16 protein-coding genes are annotated in these 17562 nt (G+C 59.4%); 7 read left to right on the top strand and 9 right to left on the bottom strand.

Features of this window, described 5'->3' with window-relative positions; all coding sequences use genetic code 11:
• Positions 1-22 precede the first annotated feature (22 nt).
• Positions 23-1102, top strand: a complete 1080-nt coding sequence (gene queG, locus ACYZT7_RS03550; RefSeq protein WP_462039972.1) for a tRNA epoxyqueuosine(34) reductase QueG — start codon at positions 23-25, stop codon at positions 1100-1102.
• Here the strand turns inward: queG and ACYZT7_RS03545 are convergent.
• Together ACYZT7_RS03545 and orn are read right to left on the bottom strand one after the other, a co-directional pair.
• Positions 1084-1695: a trimeric intracellular cation channel family protein gene (locus tag ACYZT7_RS03545; protein WP_449646172.1), complete on the bottom strand. Its 612-nt coding sequence runs from the start codon at positions 1693-1695 to the stop codon at positions 1084-1086. The genes queG and ACYZT7_RS03545 overlap by 19 nt on opposite strands.
• 92 nt (positions 1696-1787) lie before the next feature.
• Positions 1788-2330, bottom strand: a complete 543-nt coding sequence (orn, locus tag ACYZT7_RS03540) for an oligoribonuclease (RefSeq protein ID WP_008035288.1) — start codon at positions 2328-2330, stop codon at positions 1788-1790.
• Between the two features lie 107 nt (positions 2331-2437).
• Here orn and rsgA point away from each other — a divergent pair, with 107 nt between their 5' ends.
• Positions 2438-3469, top strand: a complete 1032-nt coding sequence (gene rsgA / locus ACYZT7_RS03535) for a small ribosomal subunit biogenesis GTPase RsgA (RefSeq protein WP_008153263.1) — start codon at positions 2438-2440, stop codon at positions 3467-3469.
• A gap of 136 nt (positions 3470-3605) precedes the next feature.
• On the opposite strand, the gene ACYZT7_RS03530 is transcribed toward rsgA, so the two are convergent.
• The 4 genes from ACYZT7_RS03530 to motA form a co-directional block, all read right to left on the bottom strand.
• Entirely contained in the window at positions 3606-4247 is a 642-nt protein-coding gene (locus ACYZT7_RS03530) for a hypothetical protein (RefSeq protein WP_462039971.1), read from the bottom strand.
• Positions 4248-5228, bottom strand: coding sequence for an ImmA/IrrE family metallo-endopeptidase (locus ACYZT7_RS03525; RefSeq protein ID WP_462039970.1), 981 nt, complete (start codon positions 5226-5228; stop codon positions 4248-4250).
• Positions 5229-5779: 551 nt separating this feature from the next.
• Complete coding sequence (gene motB, locus ACYZT7_RS03520) at positions 5780-6808, bottom strand: flagellar motor protein MotB (protein WP_462039969.1); 1029 nt, start codon at positions 6806-6808, stop codon at positions 5780-5782.
• A gap of 2 nt (positions 6809-6810) precedes the next feature.
• Positions 6811-7662 (bottom strand): flagellar motor stator protein MotA, encoded by an 852-nt coding sequence (gene motA, locus ACYZT7_RS03515; protein WP_449646181.1) that lies wholly within the window; start codon positions 7660-7662, stop codon positions 6811-6813.
• 166 nt (positions 7663-7828) lie between these two features.
• Between motA and ACYZT7_RS03510 the strand changes: the two genes are divergently transcribed.
• From ACYZT7_RS03510 to asd, 3 genes are read left to right on the top strand one after another with little or no spacing between them, the layout of a single operon-like run.
• The gene (locus ACYZT7_RS03510) at positions 7829-9367 is read left to right on the top strand and encodes an HDOD domain-containing protein (protein WP_462039968.1); all 1539 of its coding nucleotides are present in this window, start codon (positions 7829-7831) and stop codon (positions 9365-9367) included.
• A 39-nt stretch (positions 9368-9406) separates the two neighbouring features.
• The gene (locus ACYZT7_RS03505) at positions 9407-10222 is read left to right on the top strand and encodes a rhodanese-like domain-containing protein (RefSeq protein WP_462039967.1); all 816 of its coding nucleotides are present in this window, start codon (positions 9407-9409) and stop codon (positions 10220-10222) included.
• An 18-nt stretch (positions 10223-10240) separates the two neighbouring features.
• On the top strand, positions 10241-11101 hold the full coding sequence (gene asd, locus ACYZT7_RS03500; protein ID WP_462039966.1) for an archaetidylserine decarboxylase: 861 nt from the start codon (positions 10241-10243) through the stop codon (positions 11099-11101).
• 55 nt (positions 11102-11156) lie between these two features.
• On the opposite strand, the gene ACYZT7_RS03495 is transcribed toward asd, so the two are convergent.
• Positions 11157-11558: a lectin OAA family protein gene (locus ACYZT7_RS03495; protein WP_042932429.1), complete on the bottom strand. Its 402-nt coding sequence runs from the start codon at positions 11556-11558 to the stop codon at positions 11157-11159.
• A gap of 199 nt (positions 11559-11757) precedes the next feature.
• Here ACYZT7_RS03495 and ACYZT7_RS03490 point away from each other — a divergent pair, with 199 nt between their 5' ends.
• A complete protein-coding gene (locus tag ACYZT7_RS03490) occupies positions 11758-13536 on the top strand; it encodes a molecular chaperone (protein WP_462039965.1) in 1779 nt (592 codons plus the stop codon).
• Positions 13537-13697: 161 nt separating this feature from the next.
• Here ACYZT7_RS03490 and serB read toward each other — a convergent pair whose 3' ends face one another.
• A complete protein-coding gene (serB, locus tag ACYZT7_RS03485) occupies positions 13698-14912 on the bottom strand; it encodes a phosphoserine phosphatase SerB (protein WP_462039964.1) in 1215 nt (404 codons plus the stop codon).
• A gap of 135 nt (positions 14913-15047) precedes the next feature.
• On the opposite strand from serB, the gene ACYZT7_RS03480 reads away from it, so the two are divergent.
• The gene (locus ACYZT7_RS03480; RefSeq protein WP_462039963.1) at positions 15048-16580 is read left to right on the top strand and encodes an AhpA/YtjB family protein; all 1533 of its coding nucleotides are present in this window, start codon (positions 15048-15050) and stop codon (positions 16578-16580) included.
• A gap of 248 nt (positions 16581-16828) precedes the next feature.
• On the opposite strand, the gene ACYZT7_RS03475 is transcribed toward ACYZT7_RS03480, so the two are convergent.
• The gene (locus tag ACYZT7_RS03475) at positions 16829-17542 is read right to left on the bottom strand and encodes a PqiC family protein (RefSeq protein ID WP_449646189.1); all 714 of its coding nucleotides are present in this window, start codon (positions 17540-17542) and stop codon (positions 16829-16831) included.
• Positions 17543-17562: the final 20 nt, after the last annotated feature.

The following is a 17562-nucleotide window of genomic DNA, read 5'->3' as shown; positions in this document are numbered from 1 at the left end:
CAGCTCCGGTTTCTCTCGCCTCATGCCCGCTATTACCACAGACCTGCCCGCCCTCGCCCAATCCATCAAGGACTGGGGCCGCGAGCTGGGCTTTCAGCAAGTCGGCATCAGCGGCCTCGACCTGGCCGAGCATGAGCAGCACCTGGAACGCTGGCTCGCAGCCGGCTACCACGGCGAAATGGAGTACATGGGTGCCCACGGCAGCAAACGCTCACACCCGCAAGAGCTAGTGCCCGGCACGCTACGGGTGGTTTCCCTACGCATGGACTACCTGCCGGGCGACACCGAAATGGCCAAGCGCCTGGCACAACCTGCAAAAGCCTACGTCTCGCGTTATGCCTTGGGCCGCGATTACCACAAACTGATCCGTAAACGCGTGCAACAACTGGCGGAAAAAATTCAGGCAGTCATCGGCCCGTTTGGCTATCGCGCCTTTGTCGACAGCGCGCCGGTGCTGGAAAAAGCCATCGCTGAAAAGGCCGGCCTTGGCTGGATCGGCAAAAATACCCTGGTCCTGAATCGCAAGGCCGGCAGTTACTTCTTCCTCAGCGAACTCTTTGTTGATCTGCCGCTGCCCATCGACCCGCCTCACGCCACCGAACATTGCGGCCGCTGCACCGCGTGTCTCGACATTTGCCCGACCAATGCCTTCGTCGGCCCGTACGTGCTGGATGCCCGACGCTGCATCTCCTACCTGACCATCGAACTGAAAAGCGCGATCCCGGAAGATTTGCGGCCACTGATCGGCAATCGGGTGTTCGGTTGCGATGACTGCCAGATCGTTTGCCCCTGGAACCGCTTCGCCCGCCCGACCGGCGAAAGCGACTTCAAGCCACGGCACAACCTGGACAACGCTGAACTGGCCGAGCTGTTCATGTGGGACGAGGACAAGTTCCTCAGCAGCACCGAAGGTTCGCCGTTACGCCGAGCAGGTTACGAGCGTTGGCTGCGAAACCTGGCGGTAGGCCTGGGGAACGCGCCGTCAAGCATTCCGGTGCTGGAAGCGTTGAAGGCGCGGCGGGACTATCCGTCGGAGTTGGTGCGTGAGCATGTCGAGTGGGCGTTGAAGCAACACGCCGAACGTCAGGCCTCGTCGTTATAAACGAACTTCGGCATTTCCCAATGGAAACGGATTGCCAGCAACCGCAGCAGGAAGCCGCCAAACAGGGTGATCAAAATCGCCTGTTCACCGGGTAATTGCAGGTAAATGCAGAGCATGTAGCACCACGCCGCCGCGAACGAGACGCTGGCGTAGAGTTCGCGGCGGAAGACCAGCGGGATGTCATTGCAGAAGATATCGCGCAGGATGCCGCCGAAAACCCCGGTGATCACACCGCTGACCGACGCCACCAGCATGCCGTGGCCCATTTCGAGGGCGGTCATGCAGCCGATCAGGGTGAATGCCACCAGACCTACGGCGTCGAGCACCAGAAACAGCGAGCGCAGATGCCGCATCCAGCGCGCAGCGAAAACCGTGAACATCGCCGCCACCGAGGTCAGCACCAGGTATTCCGGGTGTTTGACCCACGTCAGCGGGTAGTGACCGAGCAACACGTCGCGCACCGATCCGCCGCCCAACGCTGTGATGCATGCGATCAGCACCACGCCAAACCAATCCATCCCGCGACGTCCGGCAGACAAGGCACCGGTCATGGCTTCGGCGGTGATGGCGATCAGGTAAAGCATCAGCAACATGGGGGCGGTCCTTGCAGGAAGGCGCGCAGTCTAGCCATTTAGGGGCGGCACCAAAAGAGGGCATTGCACAATCCGTGCAGCCCTCAGTTCCATCAGAACTTGATGAAATGCTTGCGGTAGTGCTGCAGCTCGGCGATCGATTCGCGGATGTCGTCCAGGGCCAGGTGCGTGCTGCCCTTTTTGAAGCTGTCGCGCACGTCCGGCGCCCAGCGTGCGGCCAACTCTTTCAGTGTCGAGACGTCGAGATTGCGGTAGTGGAAGAAGCTTTCCAGGGATTTCATGTGGGTATAAAGGAAGCGACGGTCCTGGCAGATGCTGTTGCCACAGATCGGCGACTTGCCCTTCGGCACCCATTTTTCCAGGAAAGCGATGGTCTCGGCTTCGGCTTCGGCCATGCTGATACGGCTGTCGCGCACCCGTTGGGTCAGCCCGGAGCCGCCGTGTTGACGGGTGTTCCACTCGTCCATGCCGGCGAGGATCTCGTCGCTGTGATGGATGGCGATCACCGGCCCTTCGGCCAGGGTGTTCAGGTCACTGTCGGTGACGATGGTGGCCATCTCGATGATGACGTCGGTATCAGGGTTCAGACCGGTCATTTCCAGGTCGATCCAGATCAGATTCTGCGGGTTTTGCATGTGTCGGCTCCTAGGCAATGCTGCGCAGTTTAGCCTAGGGCGGCGCCCGGGCGTGCTAAACTCGCGGCCGTTTTACCTAATCGCTGCATTCTTGATACGGAACACCCATGGCCAAACGCCAACTCAATCGTCGTCAAAACTGGCGCATCGAAAAGATTCAGGGCGAACGCGCTGCCCGCGCCGCCAAACGCGAGTCCTCGGCTGTCGAGGCACTTGAGGGTGGCGATCTGGGTCCGGAACAGACGGGCCTGGTGATCGCGCACTTCGGTGTGCAGGTCGAAGTCGAAGCCCTCGATGGCGATTTGGCCGGCCAGGTGTTCCGCTGCCACTTGCGCGCCAACCTGCCTGCGCTGGTGACCGGCGATCAGGTGGTCTGGCGTGCCGGCAACCAGGGCATCGGCGTGATCGTGGCGCAACTGCCGCGCAAAACCGAACTCTGCCGTCCGGACAGCCGTGGTCAGCTCAAGCCTGTAGCCGCCAACGTCGACATGATCGTGATTGTCTTCGCGCCACTGCCCGAGCCCCATGCCAATCTGATCGACCGTTATCTGGTTGCGGCAGAGCACGCCGGCATCCGGCCGCTGCTGTTGCTCAACAAGTTCGACCTGATCGACGAGCAGAACGCCCCGGCGTTGAATGCCTTGCTGGCGGTTTACCGCACGCTGGGTTACCCGGTGCTGGAAGTGTCGGCGCACCACGGCAACGGCATGGAGCAACTGCAAGAACAGCTGGACGGGCGCATCAGCGTGTTCGTCGGCCAGTCCGGCGTCGGCAAATCTTCGTTGGTCAACAGCCTGTTGCCTGAAGTCGAAGCCCGTGTCGGCCCGCTGTCCGAGTTGTCCGGCCAGGGCACTCACACCACCACCACCGCGCGGTTGTTCCACTTCCCCGGTGGCGGTGAGTTGATCGACTCCCCGGGTATCCGCGAATTCGGCCTGGGCCACGTCAGCCGTGCCGACGTCGAAGCCGGCTTTATCGAGTTCAACGACCTGATCGGCACCTGCCGCTTCCGCGACTGCAAGCACGACCGCGAGCCGGGTTGCGCCCTGCTCAAGGCCCTGGAAGAAGGTCGCGTGCAGCAGCAACGGATGAACAGCTACCGCTCGATCATCGCGAGTTTGCCGGAAACCAGCTATTAAGTAGCGTCCCGCAGAGACAAAAAAGCCGCGATCATCTCGCGGCTTTTTTGTAGGCCATGTTGATTGAATGCATACATCAAATAGACCTCTCTGAGTATTAACGGTGCTCTGAAGGGCCGCCGAGTTCGGGCATGAATCAGGGTTTGATGAACTGACCGACGGGCGCCAGGTATTGAGAAAGGCAGGTATTAGAGTGATGTTCATCACGTCCGGCACCGAAAGCCATTCTCAGAACCTTGTCATATTTTTCTGCAGCAACAAGAGCCTGAGTTTGTATTAGTTTGGTACTGATATGTGTAAAACCGTATATTCGAATTGCTTTCAGAATGATTGACTCGACACATTCCACCCGCTGAAAAAGTATCTGCTTTGCTCTATCTGACTGCGACATCAAAATACCGACGAGTGCGCGCTTGTCACCCGTGGTAAATGAGTAGGGCTGTTGATTTTGAAAGAGAGAGAAAGCATGCATCAACAGCAAAAGCTCGCCATCGTCGATACTGTCGATTTGAAGCAGTTCGTCCATGAAGTCAAAATCTTCATCGGCCGCTCCAAGCACGCGGCATGATTGGACGAGATTGCAAAGTCGATCATAGGATTGGTAGCTGCCGACGCGCCTGGATACGCACTTCTCCACATCATTTAAGTAGAGAGAGTGCTTGGCACTGTCTAGAACGTAGCAGTCAGCAAGTCCGCATTGAAAAACTGATAAAGCTTCGTCAATCAAGTCACATTGAGCTAGCTTTACCAATATGTCGTTGTCAGTGAGGAGAATCATTTATGCGATCAGTTTCCGCAGTAAATGCTCGCTGTCGTCTTTGAGATTATCTCGAAGCTGCCGGAAAACAAAATCTGCAACCATCGCCTGGTCAGTGCTTTCTCCAGCGATGAAATTTGCGGCAGAAACACACAGTGCGAAAATGCTTTTGTTGTTATGGGCGCAATTCAAAACGATATGCGTAGGATCGATTTGATGGTCTTTCCCATACTGCATTGCCATTCGCGCCAGCACAGGCGCTTTCACCAGCTGCTGAAGCTTTAAATTGCCATGAGCATTACCGGTCAATAACTGAATCGCAAACTGATCCGCGGCAAGCTCATCGGCATCTTTGTCTAGCGCGTCACCTTCCTTGATTTCATCATCGACAATCGTTCCATTTGCACCGACATGACCCAAGGCAATATGTCCAAGCTCATGTGCCAAATGGAAAAGCAAGAAGCCGCTTTTTCGATTGTTAGAAAGGACGATCGATGGCCGGCCATTGATCGCCATGGCGATGCCATCCATTTTCCGGCCAAGCAGAGGTGTAGCCAAGTGGATGACTGGGATGCCAATGCTCCAACAATAGTCGAGCAACGCAGACAAACCTACCCAAGGAGCCCCCGACGAAAGCAAGTGCTCGCGAATCCCCAGTGCGTCCGGTGGAGGCGGAACGAATTGAGTGTCTAGCGCAGAAAGCGCAAGGCGCGAGGCGCTGCGAGCCAAGGCAACCGCAAGATTGACATCTGCTTCAGAGGTTTTGGCAGATTTTTTGAATCGCTTATCTGCCGGCAAGTCGAATTCAATCCGAGGAGGCGTCTCACTAAAAGGACGCATTCGCAGACTTAATGCTTTGGCCAAATAAACCTTGGCTTGTTGCACGCCTGACGGTGACGCCTCTACCTCATCTGTCCACCAGTCAGGCAGCAGAAGAGCGAGCTTTCTTTTCGAAATGCCCTGCTTGTCTAAGGCGGAGTAAAGGTTCTGAACTGTGGTCATAGATCCCTCCTCCCTAGAATGGCATCACATGAAATGGGTAGCTCAAGCAGTAGACATCATGTCTTGCCGCAAAACTCACGGGACAGTATAGATTCTTTGTAGCAGTTGCAAGTTATGCACAGATGCGGACCATGCTGCTCGTCGAGTCAGCCAGCGCCCCTGCCGGAACACAGGTTCTTCGAGTTGAAGTGGCGTCTCCCCCTTTTTAGCCGGTATCCACAGCCCGAGAAAAAGCCGCGAACATAGCGGCTTTCCCATTTTCAACGTGCAGCTTTTTCCAGCGTCCAGCCCAGTACATCCAAGGCATCACAGCCGTCACGGGCGCTTGTGCATCATCTGTAACGACCGGCTAAAGTCGATCACCGATTCTTCGGCGACGGACAAACTATAGGCGAGCCTCTAGCGAAGTGAAACCCGGTTTATGCGTCTCGGAGACGTCCTACACCTTTCTCGGACATGCCTCATACCTTGATTTTTACCGCCATCAGACGGATATAAATACATTCTTACAGGCACAAAAAAGCCGACATCGCTGTCGGCTTTTTTGTGGGTCACTGCTTGGCTGGCTCACCCGGCTTCGGTGGAGGGTTGTCGAACAGGTTCAAACGCTCGCGAAGCTCGTGCGCCGGCAACGGTTCTTTATCCGCCGGCAACGCATTCGGGTCGGCTGGCGTGGCGGGCACTTCGCCCGGGCCACCCTGCCCTTGCGTCGGCTCTGGAGCCGGTTCCGCACCTTGCGAACCTTCGATGGCGCGCTGGGCTTTCTTGGTCAGCACCACGATGTCGATACGGCGATTGACTGGGTTGAACGGGTTCTCGCGATCGAACAACGCCGACGAGGCATAACCGACGACGCGTGCCACCTGCGCATCCGGATAGCTGCCGGCGATCAACGCACGACGTGCAGCGTTGGCACGGTTGGCCGAGAGCTCCCAGTTACCAAAGTCACCGGTGCCCGTGTACGGCTTGGCATCGGTGTGGCCGCTGATGCTGATCTTGTTCGGCACCGCTTTGATGGTGTCGGCCATGGCCAGCAGGATGTCTTCGAAGTATGGCTTCAGACGGGCACTGCCAGAGTCGAACATCGGCCGGTTTTCGGCGTCCACGATCTGGATGCGCAAACCGTCCGGCGTGATCTCGAACAGGATCTGGTCTTTGAATTTCTTGAGTTGCGGGTTCTCTTCGACTTTGTTCTGCAGTTCTTGCAGCAACAGCTCGAGACGCTCCTTCTCGACCTGCTCGGCCATGCCTTCAACCTGCTCGGTGTCGATAGTCACCTTGTCTGGCTGCGGCTGAGATTTCACCTCGGGGTTGAGGGTGTTCTCCGGCGCCAGGGTCGGCGAACCGCCCAGGTCGATGATGTACGGCGTGCCGCTTTCGGAAAAGCCGACCGGGTCCTTGAAGTAACCGGCGATGGCGATCTTCTGTTCGGGTGTTGCGGTGGACAGCAGCCACAGCACCAGGAAGAACGCCATCATCGCCGTCGCGAAGTCCGCGAAGGCGATTTTCCAGGCGCCCCCGTGATGCCCGCCGGCGATGCGCTTGACGCGCTTGATGATTATCGGCTGGTTATTTTCCATGCTTAGCGACCGCGAACCGCTTGTTCCAGCTCAGCAAAGCTGGGACGGTGCGCCGGGTACAGCACCTTGCGGCCGAACTCTACCGCCAGCGACGGCGGCATGCCGGAAGCGGAAGCGACCAGCGAGGCCTTGATGGCTTCGTAGACGTTCAGTTCTTCCTTGGCATCGTGGGCCAGGGAATGGGCCAGCGGACCGAAGAAACCGTACGCCGCGAGAATACCGAAGAAGGTACCGACCAGTGCCGCGCCGACGTGAAGACCGATGGAGGCCTGGTCGCCTTCGCCCAGGGAGGCCATGGTCACCACGATACCCAGAACGGCTGCGACGATACCGAAACCGGGCATGCCGTCGGCGATGCCGTTGACGGCGTGTGACGGATGCTCAAGATCTTCTTTGAGGCTGTATAGCTCCATGTCGAACAGGCCTTCCAGCTCGTGGGGAGCCATGTTGCCGGAGGACATGATGCGCAGGTAATCGCAGATGAACGCGGTCATGCGTTCGTCTTTGAGCACCGTCGGGTACTTGGCGAAGATGGGGCTCGCTGCGGCATCTTCGATGTCGCCTTCGATGGCCATCATGCCTTCGCGGCGGCTCTTGTTGAGGATCTCGTATATCAACCCCAACACTTCAAGATAAAAGGTATGAGTAAAGCGCGAACCGAACATGCTCAGTGACTTCTTGAGCACGTGCATGGTCATGTAGCCGGGGTTGGCCTGCAAGAATGCGCCAAGGGCAGCACCACCGATGATCAACACCTCGAAAGGCTGGATCAGGGCGGCAATCTTGCCATGGGAGAGCACGTATCCGCCGAGCACGCTCGCGAATACGACGATGATGCCGATAATTTTAGCCATAGGTAGGAGAGCACTTACTGAGTCGGGTTCAAGGTCATATTCGGAAGTTAAAAAATCTCTTCTTCTACTTATCGGCAAAACTGCGCCAGACTATAGCCAGTTCAGGCGAAAAGCCAATTTGGCCCGCTCCGGGCATAGGTAATGCAGACGATGATCGCGTCCAACCATGGCTAACGAAACGAACGTTCCAACTCCAAAACCGACCACTCTCGAAGGCTGGGTCAAGCTTCTCGATGGCGTGCGCCTGCCGGTTCCGCAAGCCAGTCACGACCGTGTCTGCAAGGCCATCGCCAACAGTCGCAGCTCCCTGCGCGATATCGCCGAACTGATGCAGGACAGCCCGGCGCTGGCGCTGAGTGTGATTCGCGAAGCCAATCGCCACACCCATGGCAGCATGACCGAGCCCGCGGAAAACCTTGAGGTGGCGATCAATCGCCTCGGTTTGAAGCGCACCGAAGAACTGCTCGCCCGCCTGCCTGCCGAACCTCAGTCGGACATCCCGGTTGCCCTGCGTCAGTTGCAACTGATCAGCCAGCACGCGACTCAACAGGCCAACGGCTTTTTCGCCAGTCGCCTGGCCCGGCTTTGGCAGGACATTCACTGGGGCAGCCTGCTGTTTCTCTCGCCGCTCTGGCCGATGGCGTTGACCCATCCGCATCTGCTCGAAGAATGGGAGCTGCGGGTCATCCATAAAGGTGAATCCGCGAGCAAAGTCGAGAAGCAATTGTTCGGCGCACGCCTGCTGGAAATCTGCCTGGCGCTCGTGGACATCTGGCGCCTGCCGATCTGGGTGCAGCAGGGTTATCGGCTGTTGCTCAACGAGCAGCGTGAGCTGGTGAAAGTGCTGCGCATCGCTCGCGACAGCGATCACCCATTGCGCCAGCAGAACCGCCTCGATGACGATCCGACCCTGCGCCGCTGGCTCAATCAACCGGCCAATACAGTGCTGCTGGCCAACGGTCTGGCACTGTCGGCACAACACGCCTGGGACAGCCCTCACAGTGAACGCTGGCAGTACCTGACCAGCCTGTACCTGCAAATGCCGATGGACGAAGTGCAGCAGCAGTTGCACCAACAGGCCGCCAACAGCGCCCGCCATCACGCCATGCCAGACCTTTGGCACCCGGCCGTGTCGCTGATCTGGCCATGGGGCGTAACCCGCATCCACGCCGGTTTGCTGCCGGCCCCGGCGCCGACCGCCGAAGACCTGGCGAAGTGGCGCAGACAATGTGCCGAGTTGCTGGTGGAGCCGAGTCGCTTCACCAATGCCATGCACTTGACCACCTCTGCCCGGGACGCTTTGGTTGCGTGCGGCATGCGTCGGGTGATGATCCTGATGGCCGACCGTACTCACGCTAATCTGCGGGTGCACCAAACGGCCGGACTGCCGAAAGAAGTGGCCGGCCTGAATTTCGTGGTCAGCCAGAGCACTGTGCTGCAACGCCTGCTCTCGCAACAGGCCCAAGTGCGCCTGACACCGGACAACAATGCGCAATTTTCGACGCTATTGCCGGCCAGCCTGCGCTCACAGTTCGGCGGCGAACACCTGCTGCTACGCTCACTGGTCAATAACGGCCGGGTCATCATGATTGTGGTGGCGGATCAGGGCGGCGGGCCGTTCTCGGAAATCACCGTGCAAGCCTTCGGCAAAACCGCGCAATGTATTGAGAAAGCCCTGCATAGCTTTAGCCACCACGGCCAATGACCCGCTACAATCCTCCCTTTTGTGCTCTGGAGACCTCACATGTCTGACTTCTCTGGCTTGGCGCTGGTCATCGAGCCGAGCGACTTGCTCGCCCGTCTCGACGCCCGCGAACTGATTCTGGTGGACCTGACCAGCAGCGCCCGCTATGCCGCAGGGCATATCCCCGGTGCGCGTTTTGTCGATCCGAAACGCACGCAACTCGGTCAGGCGCCTGCGCCGGGACTGATGCCGCCGCAAGCGGCACTCGAAGCGTTGTTCGGCGAACTGGGCCACAACAAGGACGCGGTCTACGTCGTCTATGACGACGAGGGCGGCGGTTGGGCCGGGCGCTTTATCTGGCTGCTGGATGTCATCGGCCACAGCAAGTACCACTATGTCGATGGTGGCCTGACAGCTTGGCTGGCAGAAGGCTCGCCCATGTCGATCCAGATCCCGGCTCCGGTCGGCGGCCCGGTTGCGTTGACCCTGCACGACGAACCCACCGCCACCCGCGAGTACCTGCAAAGCCGTCTCGGTGCCGCCGACCTGGCGATCTGGGACGCACGCGGGCCGCTGGAGTACTCCGGCGAGAAAGTCCTGGCGGCCAAGGCCGGGCACATTCCCGGCGCGGTCAATTTCGAATGGACCGCGGGCATGGATCAGGCGCGCAACCTGCGCATCCGCACCGACATGCCGCAGATCCTGGAAAAACTCGGGATCAGCAAAGACAAAGAAGTGATTACCCACTGCCAGACTCACCATCGTTCTGGCTTCACCTATCTGGTGGCCAAATCCCTCGGTTATCCGCGGGTCAAAGGCTACGCCGGTTCCTGGGGCGAATGGGGCAACCATCCCGATACGCCCGTAGAGATTTAAGGTTTTTAAGGACAGTTAATGAATAAGCGTTTGTTTATCCTCAGCCAATACCTGCTGCCCCATCACCTGCTGTCGCGACTGGCCGGCTGTATCGCCGAATGCCGCGTGCGCTGGTTCAAGAATGCCTTCACCGCCTGGTTCGCCAAGCGTTATCAGGTGGACATGTCGCAGGCGCTGGTCGAAGACCTGACCGCCTACGAGCACTTCAATGCGTTCTTCACTCGCGCCCTGAAGGACGGCGCCCGCCCGCTGGACGAGACGCCAGGCGCGATTCTCAGCCCGGCCGACGGCGCGGTCAGCCAACTCGGCCCGATCGAACACGGTCGCGTGTTCCAGGCCAAAGGCCACAGCTTCAGTGTGCTGGAATTGCTGGGCGGCGACGCTGCCAACGCAGCGCCGTTCATGGGCGGTGATTTCGCCACCATTTACCTGTCGCCGAAGGACTACCACCGCGTGCACATGCCGCTGGCCGGCACCCTGCGCGAGATGGTCTACATCCCGGGCCGGATCTTCTCGGTCAACCAGACCACCGCCGAAAACGTTCCGGAACTGTTCGCCCGCAACGAGCGTGTGGCATGCATTTTCGACACCGAACGCGGGCCGATGGCCGTGGTGCTGGTGGGCGCAATGATCGTGGCGTCGATCGAAACCGTTTGGGCCGGGCTGGTCACGCCGCCAAAACGCGAGCTGAAAACCTTCCGCTACGACGAAGCTGCCCGTGCGCCAATCCATTTGGAGAAAGGTGCAGAACTGGGTCGGTTCAAACTGGGTTCGACCGCTGTCGTGCTGTTCGGGCCTGATCAAGTGAAGTGGGCTGAAGAGCTGGCGGCCGGTTCGCCGGTACAGATGGGCCAGGGCATGGGCCTGGCAAACGCCTGACCCCTGATCCGGCCCCGCGAACGTCTTCGCGGGGCCGGACATTTCGGTGGTGCCGTTACTCTATCTGTCCACGGAAGCCGATCGGCCCTTCGTTGGCGTAGGTATTGGTGCCACTGAGGTTTTTCCCTCCATCACTGGAGGTCACGCTCAACGCCACAACGTTCTGATTATCCCGACCTCCGATGACCCATTTGCCACCCGGATGCCAGGGGGCATCGTTGCCGCCCCACTGATTTTCAACGTTGTACTGGTTCTGGCCCGTGCGCTGAGCCTTGAAGCCAATGGGACCTTCACCCGCATACGTCATGGTGCCGGTGAAACTCTTCCCGCCATCGCCCGATTTGATCTCGATCGCGACAACGTTCTGGTTGTCCCGCGCGCCTAGCGTCCAGTCTCCGCCCGGATGCCAGGGTGCCGAACTACCGCCCCATTGATTTGCCACTACATATCTAGACATAAACTTCATCTCCTTGAAGTTACAAAGAGACCCGCCCTGCGTAGGCAGCAGGCCGTACGACTGTGCGTATCCAGTCGCACGACTGTCAGATTAGTAGGACACCCGGATGGCACTCGACTGACAGACAAACGGTAGAAATCCATAGCTGCTACAGTCAGACCATTCACTGCCCCTTTCCCGGTTGGAGTTTTTCCACCGCATGAATGAGACCAGTCTCCACCTGTTGCTACGCGCCCCGATCCCGACGCAGTTGCGCCTGTCGTTCTGTGAAGCCAACCCACGTGATCTCAAGCGCTGGATCGCCAATCTGCCCAAAGCCAATATCGGCGAGACCGCTCGCCAGCTGTATCAAGGCTTGAGCGAACTCAACCAGCTGCTCACGCCAAGCGAAAATCGCCTGCAATTGCTCGAACTGTTGCGCCCCGAGGTGTATTACGTCTGCAAACACCTTGAGCGGCATTTCCTGCATCAGTCGATTGTCCTCGACGAGCGTTCGCGCAAGATCGCCAACCTCTGCCAGGCGCTGCAACGTCACTTGGCCATTGGATACAAACAGATTGTCGTGCGCTTCACACCGACGTTCAGCAAGGACCGTGCGCCGCTGCTGACCCAGGCGCTACAACGGGCAATTCACTGCCTGAACGGGCCCCTTATTCGCTCGACCAAACTCTATTGCCCGGTGCCGGAAGGCCTGTGGCTGGAGCTGCATCAGCTCTACCGGATCGCCTGTGCACACCGACTCCAGCATCTGAGCCTGCGCGATGAACTGGCCAGCCAGACGCAAAACCTGAGCATCGAACAGACTTACGTAGTGGCTTTGCTGCTGGGCGCCTCACGCTGCAACCAACTGCGCCAGAACCAGATTGCCCGAGTGGCCGAGGTGCTGGAGCCTTGGAGCCAATGGATCAAGCTGCAACCCGGCAAACCGGCCACCGGACTGTTTGCCGTCGCGCCAGACCTCGACACCGGGCCGCGTTACCGCACCAAGTTCCGGGCCGAGCAGCAGGAGAATCTGCTGGGAATCGATCCGCAGCCTCTGGTCGCGGCCATCGAAGGCTATTTGCAAAAAACCGACAGCTCATCGCCGCTACCCGTACCGTCGGAGCTGAGCCTCGACACGTTGCAGCACCTCAGCGCTGCGTGGGGCCAGGCTGCCGAGCGCAGCTTCCAGCGTACCGTCGGCCAAGGTACTTTGACCTTGTGCGTGGGCATGAGCGCGCTGCATTTTTATCTGGGTGGGCAACGCTCATTCAGCGACATCTTGAAAAACCCTGGTGCCCGGCTTGCACAATTTTCGGCGACGCCTGTGACAAGCAGGGAAAAGGACCAATGGCACCAGGCCTTCGACGCCGCCCCCCAAGGCACTGCGGACGCTCTGCTGCCTTACGAAGAGATCGAATACCCGCAGCTGCTGAACGACGACAGCCACGAGGCATCCGACCGTAATCAGCACTTCCCGACCCACGTCTTGTCGGTGGTCAATCACAGCCCAGGCGGTTATTGCCTGGCCTGGCCCGGCGCGGTGCCTGCCGAGTTACAGGCAGGGGAGATGGTCGGCATCGAGGACGCTGCCGGTCAGGGCTGGAGCATCGCGGTGGTGCGCTGGATCCGCCAGGTGCGCGGCGGTGGCACGCAGATGGGCATCGAGCAGGTTGCGCCCTTCGCCGAGCCCTGCGGCCTGCAACTGGTGCGCACCCGTGATGACCACAGCCAATACCTGCGCGGTCTGTTGCTGCCGCAAATCAGCGCCATCGACCTGCCGGCCACTTTGCTCGCGCCGCGCCTGCCCTTTCAGGAGGGCAACAAGGTCATGATCAATACCAACGGCGAAGAACGCAGGGTCGGGCTGGATCGGCGGGTGGCGAGCACCAACAGCTTCAATCAGTTCGCCTACCGTCCCCTGGAGACAGCCAAAAACGACAACGCCGCGGTGAGCGGCGCTGAGGAGAATTTTGATTCGTTGTGGAAGTCGCTTTGAGGGTGAATCTCTAAAACTGTAGCGTCGCCATCGTCGGAACGCCGCCCGGACCAAGCTCGCTCCCACACTTGATCTGCTGTGAGCACACCATTTGTGAACGCCAGAGATCCACTGTGGGAGCGAGCTTGCTCGTGATGAGGCCAGATCAGGCAGCAAATACCTTAAAGTTGCCCGTCACGATCCCGGAAACCCAGCAGATACAGGACGCCATCCAGCCCAAGGGTGGAAATCGCCTGCTTCGCCGACTGCTTCACCAGCGGTTTGGCACGGAACGCCACGCCCAACCCGGCAATCGCCAGCATCGGCAAATCGTTGGCGCCGTCGCCAACGGCGATGGTCTGCTCCAGACGCAAACCTTCCTTGTGCGCCAGTTCTTTCAGCAGATCGGCCTTGCGCTGCGCATCAACAATCGGTTCGACCGCCACCCCGGTGACCTTGCCGTCGACCACTTCCAGTTCGTTGGCGAACACATAGTCGATACCCAGCCTGGCCTGCAATTGCTTGGCGAAGTAGGTAAAGCCGCCCGACAGGATGGCGGTCTTGTAGCCCAGACGCTTGAGTTCGGCGAACAGGGTTTCGGCGCCTTCGGTCAGGCGCAGCGAGGCGCCAATCGAATCCAGCACGCTGACGTCCAGCCCTTTGAGCAAGGCCAGGCGCTCCTTGAAGCTGGCGCGGAAGTCCAATTCGCCGGCCATCGCCCGTTCGGTGATCGCAGACACCTGATCGCCCACACCGGCAGCCTTGGCCAGTTCGTCGATGACCTCGGCTTCGATCAGCGTCGAGTCCATGTCGAATACCGCCAGACGACGGTTGCGGCGGAACAGTGAATCTTCCTGGAAGGCGATGTCGACGTTCAGTTCCTGAGCGACGCTGAGGAATTCGGCCCGCAATGCTTGCGGATCAGCCGCTTCGCCACGCACGGAAAACTCGATGCAGCCCTTGCCCTGATCGGCCGGGGTATCCAGCGGCATACGCCCGGACAGACGATCGATGTGGTCGATGTTCAGGCCATACTTGGCGGTGATCGAACTCACGGCCTGCAATTGCCCGGCGGTCACTTTGCGGGTCAACAGGGTCACGATGTGGCGTTTCTTGCCCTGATTGCCGACCCACTGCTGGTAATCCTCTTCGGACACCGGCGTGAAACGCACCTGCTGATCGAGCTTGTAAGCCGTGAACAGGATGTCCTTGAGCACCGATTTGCCTTGCTCGGTGTCAGGAATTTCAACCAGGATGCCGAACGACAGGGTGTCGTGGATCACCGCCTGACCAATGTCGAGAATGTTCACACCACCCTGGGCCAGAACGCCGGTAATGGCCGCAGTCAGACCCGGACGGTCGACTCCCGTGATGTTTATCAGGACGATTTCGCGCAAGGCGCACCCCCGCAGGTGGAAAAAAACCGCATTCTACCCACATTCAGTGACCATCGGGCACCGTGAGCGCTTTGACGGTCTAGGGCCTGTCGCTATACTGCGCGTCAACTTCACGGACAAAAGAGCCGAGCTCAAGTGAACCGGCCCACGCCAGTAAAAACCGATAACTTCTTTCTGCTGATCTTCCGTGCACTGCGCCACCGCCGTGTACCGATTGCATTGCGCATCGCCAGCCATAACGTGATCCTGGTCGCTCTGGCTCTGGTGATCTATGCCTGTGTGATGGGTTTGCAGTTCAAGCAGGCCATGCACGAGCAGGCGGATGCCCTGGGCGAAAGCCTGACCACCCAGACTGCCACGTCCGCCACGGAGCTGTTGGTGTCCAACGACATCCTCAGCCTCAACGTGCTGCTCAACAACCTGACCAAAAACAAGCTGGTGGCTCATGCTGCCATCTACAGCGTGGATAACCGCATCCTCGCCGAAGCCGGTCAGCGCCCCAAGCATAGCCTGCTGGGCGAAGCCGAAGGCATGTACCAGAGCAAGATCACTTTCCAGGACGTGACCGCCGGGCAACTGCGCATCAGCCTGGACATGGATCAGTTCCAGCAGCCGATGACCATCAGCCTGCAAAGCATGGGCATTTTGAGCGCGATTCTGCTGGCGCTGTCCCTGGCCTTGAGCCTGCGCCTGGGTCGGCACATCTCCACGCCGTTGCTGCAATTGCGGGTGTGGCTGCGCCATATCGACGAATACACCCCGGCCACCGAGCGTCAGGATGAAATCGGCGACCTGGCTCGCCAGTTGCACGCCAACTTTGCGCCAGAGCCGGCCGAGCCGGAACCTGCTCCCGAGCCTGAGTACGACGAAAGCGACTACGAAGACGCAGACGATAACGAGCCAACCTTCGAGGTGCGCAATCTGCGTGACCCGAGTTTTGACGAAGCCAAGCCTGTGGCCGGCCTCAAACCTGCGCCACGGCAGATTGTCAGCACCGTTGAAGACGATGACGACGATGATGCATTTGCCGATTTGCGTGATGAATCGGCCGACGTCGCGCCGAAACCGGCAGTAAAACCGGTGATCTCGAACGTGCCACAGCACAGCGCCGTCCTGGCCGTGCAACTGGGCGCTCAGGATCAGCTGCGTCGTCTGCCCCGGACTCGGCTGGAAGAATTGCTCAAACGCTATCGCGACTGTCTCGATCAGGCCGCCTCGCTCTACCAGAGCGAACTGCACACCCTGAACGATGGCAGCACGCTGATGCTGTTCCACACCGAAGACAGCGGCGACGACTACCTGACCAACGCCATCTGCTGCGGTGAGTTGTTGCGAGCTCTGGGCCATCAGCTGCAGATCGAAGTCGCCGACAGCGGCATCACCTTGCAATTGCAGTTGGGCCTGACCCTGGGTGACGAGCTGTTCGGCCTCAGCCAGATTGATCTGCTGCTGACCGAAGCCGCTCAGGATGCGCTGGCCCTGTCGCAACACAGCCGCAACCTGCTGCTGGTGGAGCGCAAGATCGGTGACGACGCGCTGATCCGCCAGCGTGCGCGTATCCGCCCGATCGCAAGCCCGGAAGGGGCTTGCTGCGTAGAGCGGCTGATGGAGCCTTATCCGTCGATGCTCGAGCGACAACTGGCGCGGATGCATGAGCGTCGGGCGTAAATAGCCCCGTTATAAAAAAGCCCGCAGACGAGTAATCGTCTGCGGGCTTTTTGTTGCCTGCTCTGGCCTCATCGCGAGCAAGCTCGCTCCCACAGGGATCCTCAGTGGACATATTCTTTGTGAACACCAGAGGGGCCCTGTGGGAGCGAGCTTGCTCGCGATGAGGCCAGGACAGGCAGCAGAGATCTCTAAACTGCAGAAACAACAAAGCCCGCACTAGGCGGGCTTTGCTTTGGATCAGTCCAGGCTTAGAACCTGAACACTTCCATATCGGTCCGGATCGGCGAAGCCATCGGGATCTTCGGTTGCTTTTCCGCTTCCGCCGCTGGTGCCGCCGGCTTGGCTGCCGGCTTTTTCGGCGCTTCGGCGATCGGTGGCTGATTGGCCAGTGGCTTGAGCGCCGTCGACAGTTGCTCAGCCAAACGCTGCAGCAACACACCCTGAGCCTGAACCTGAGCCGCTGTGCCACCGGCATGCTGCTCTTGCAGGTGAATGATGCGGTTATCGCGAACCTGGCCCCGACGGTCGATCAGACGCCATTGCGCATCAAGGATCGCCGGTTGCGCCTCACCCGAGTCCAGACGAGTAATCGTCAGAAGAACCTGAACATCCGGCGTGAAGCCCACTGTCGCAGGCGCCAGCACCACGCGCTGGCTGTCCAGATGACCCGCTACCTGACGCAGCAACAGCTGATCGATATCGGACGACAGGCTACCCGCCCAACGACCATCAGTCGAAGCTTGCAGGCTGCCATCCGGCTGTCGCTGCAACAACGTTTCGCGTTGCAGGTAATCAGCCACCGTTACCGGACCCAGCAATACAGCCATGCCCGCGCTTTGCGCAGGCTCAGCCGGACTTCCGCTGTCCAGTTGATACAGCGACACCGGTTGGTGTGTGCTGCAACCCGCCAGGCCAAGAACGCCAGCGAGCATCAAAATAAAAGGAAGGCGCAGAGCAGTCATCGTCCCATCCAGGTGGTTGC

The organism is Pseudomonas sp. RT4P38 (genome assembly GCF_054897765.1).
Note: the sequence above shows the minus strand (reverse complement) of the source record. Positions and strands in the feature narration are given on the sequence as shown.

Bases quoted from the DNA above. Each gene is read 5' to 3' on its own strand.
- queG (WP_462039972.1), top strand. From the start codon at position 23: ATGCCCGCTATTACCACAGACCTGCCCGCCCTCGCCCAATCCATCAAG.
- ACYZT7_RS03545 (WP_449646172.1), bottom strand. From the start codon at position 1,695: ATGTTGCTGATGCTTTACCTGATCGCCATCACCGCCGAAGCCATGACC.
- orn (WP_008035288.1), bottom strand. From the start codon at position 2,330: ATGCAAAACCCGCAGAATCTGATCTGGATCGACCTGGAAATGACCGGT.
- rsgA (WP_008153263.1), top strand. From the start codon at position 2,438: ATGGCCAAACGCCAACTCAATCGTCGTCAAAACTGGCGCATCGAAAAG.
- ACYZT7_RS03530 (WP_462039971.1), bottom strand. From the start codon at position 4,247: ATGATTCTCCTCACTGACAACGACATATTGGTAAAGCTAGCTCAATGT.
- ACYZT7_RS03525 (WP_462039970.1), bottom strand. From the start codon at position 5,228: ATGACCACAGTTCAGAACCTTTACTCCGCCTTAGACAAGCAGGGCATT.
- motB (WP_462039969.1), bottom strand. From the start codon at position 6,808: ATGGAAAATAACCAGCCGATAATCATCAAGCGCGTCAAGCGCATCGCC.
- motA (WP_449646181.1), bottom strand. From the start codon at position 7,662: ATGGCTAAAATTATCGGCATCATCGTCGTATTCGCGAGCGTGCTCGGC.
- ACYZT7_RS03510 (WP_462039968.1), top strand. From the start codon at position 7,829: ATGGCTAACGAAACGAACGTTCCAACTCCAAAACCGACCACTCTCGAA.
- ACYZT7_RS03505 (WP_462039967.1), top strand. From the start codon at position 9,407: ATGTCTGACTTCTCTGGCTTGGCGCTGGTCATCGAGCCGAGCGACTTG.
- asd (WP_462039966.1), top strand. From the start codon at position 10,241: ATGAATAAGCGTTTGTTTATCCTCAGCCAATACCTGCTGCCCCATCAC.
- ACYZT7_RS03495 (WP_042932429.1), bottom strand. From the start codon at position 11,558: ATGTCTAGATATGTAGTGGCAAATCAATGGGGCGGTAGTTCGGCACCC.
- ACYZT7_RS03490 (WP_462039965.1), top strand. From the start codon at position 11,758: ATGAATGAGACCAGTCTCCACCTGTTGCTACGCGCCCCGATCCCGACG.
- ACYZT7_RS03475 (WP_449646189.1), bottom strand. From the start codon at position 17,542: ATGACTGCTCTGCGCCTTCCTTTTATTTTGATGCTCGCTGGCGTTCTT.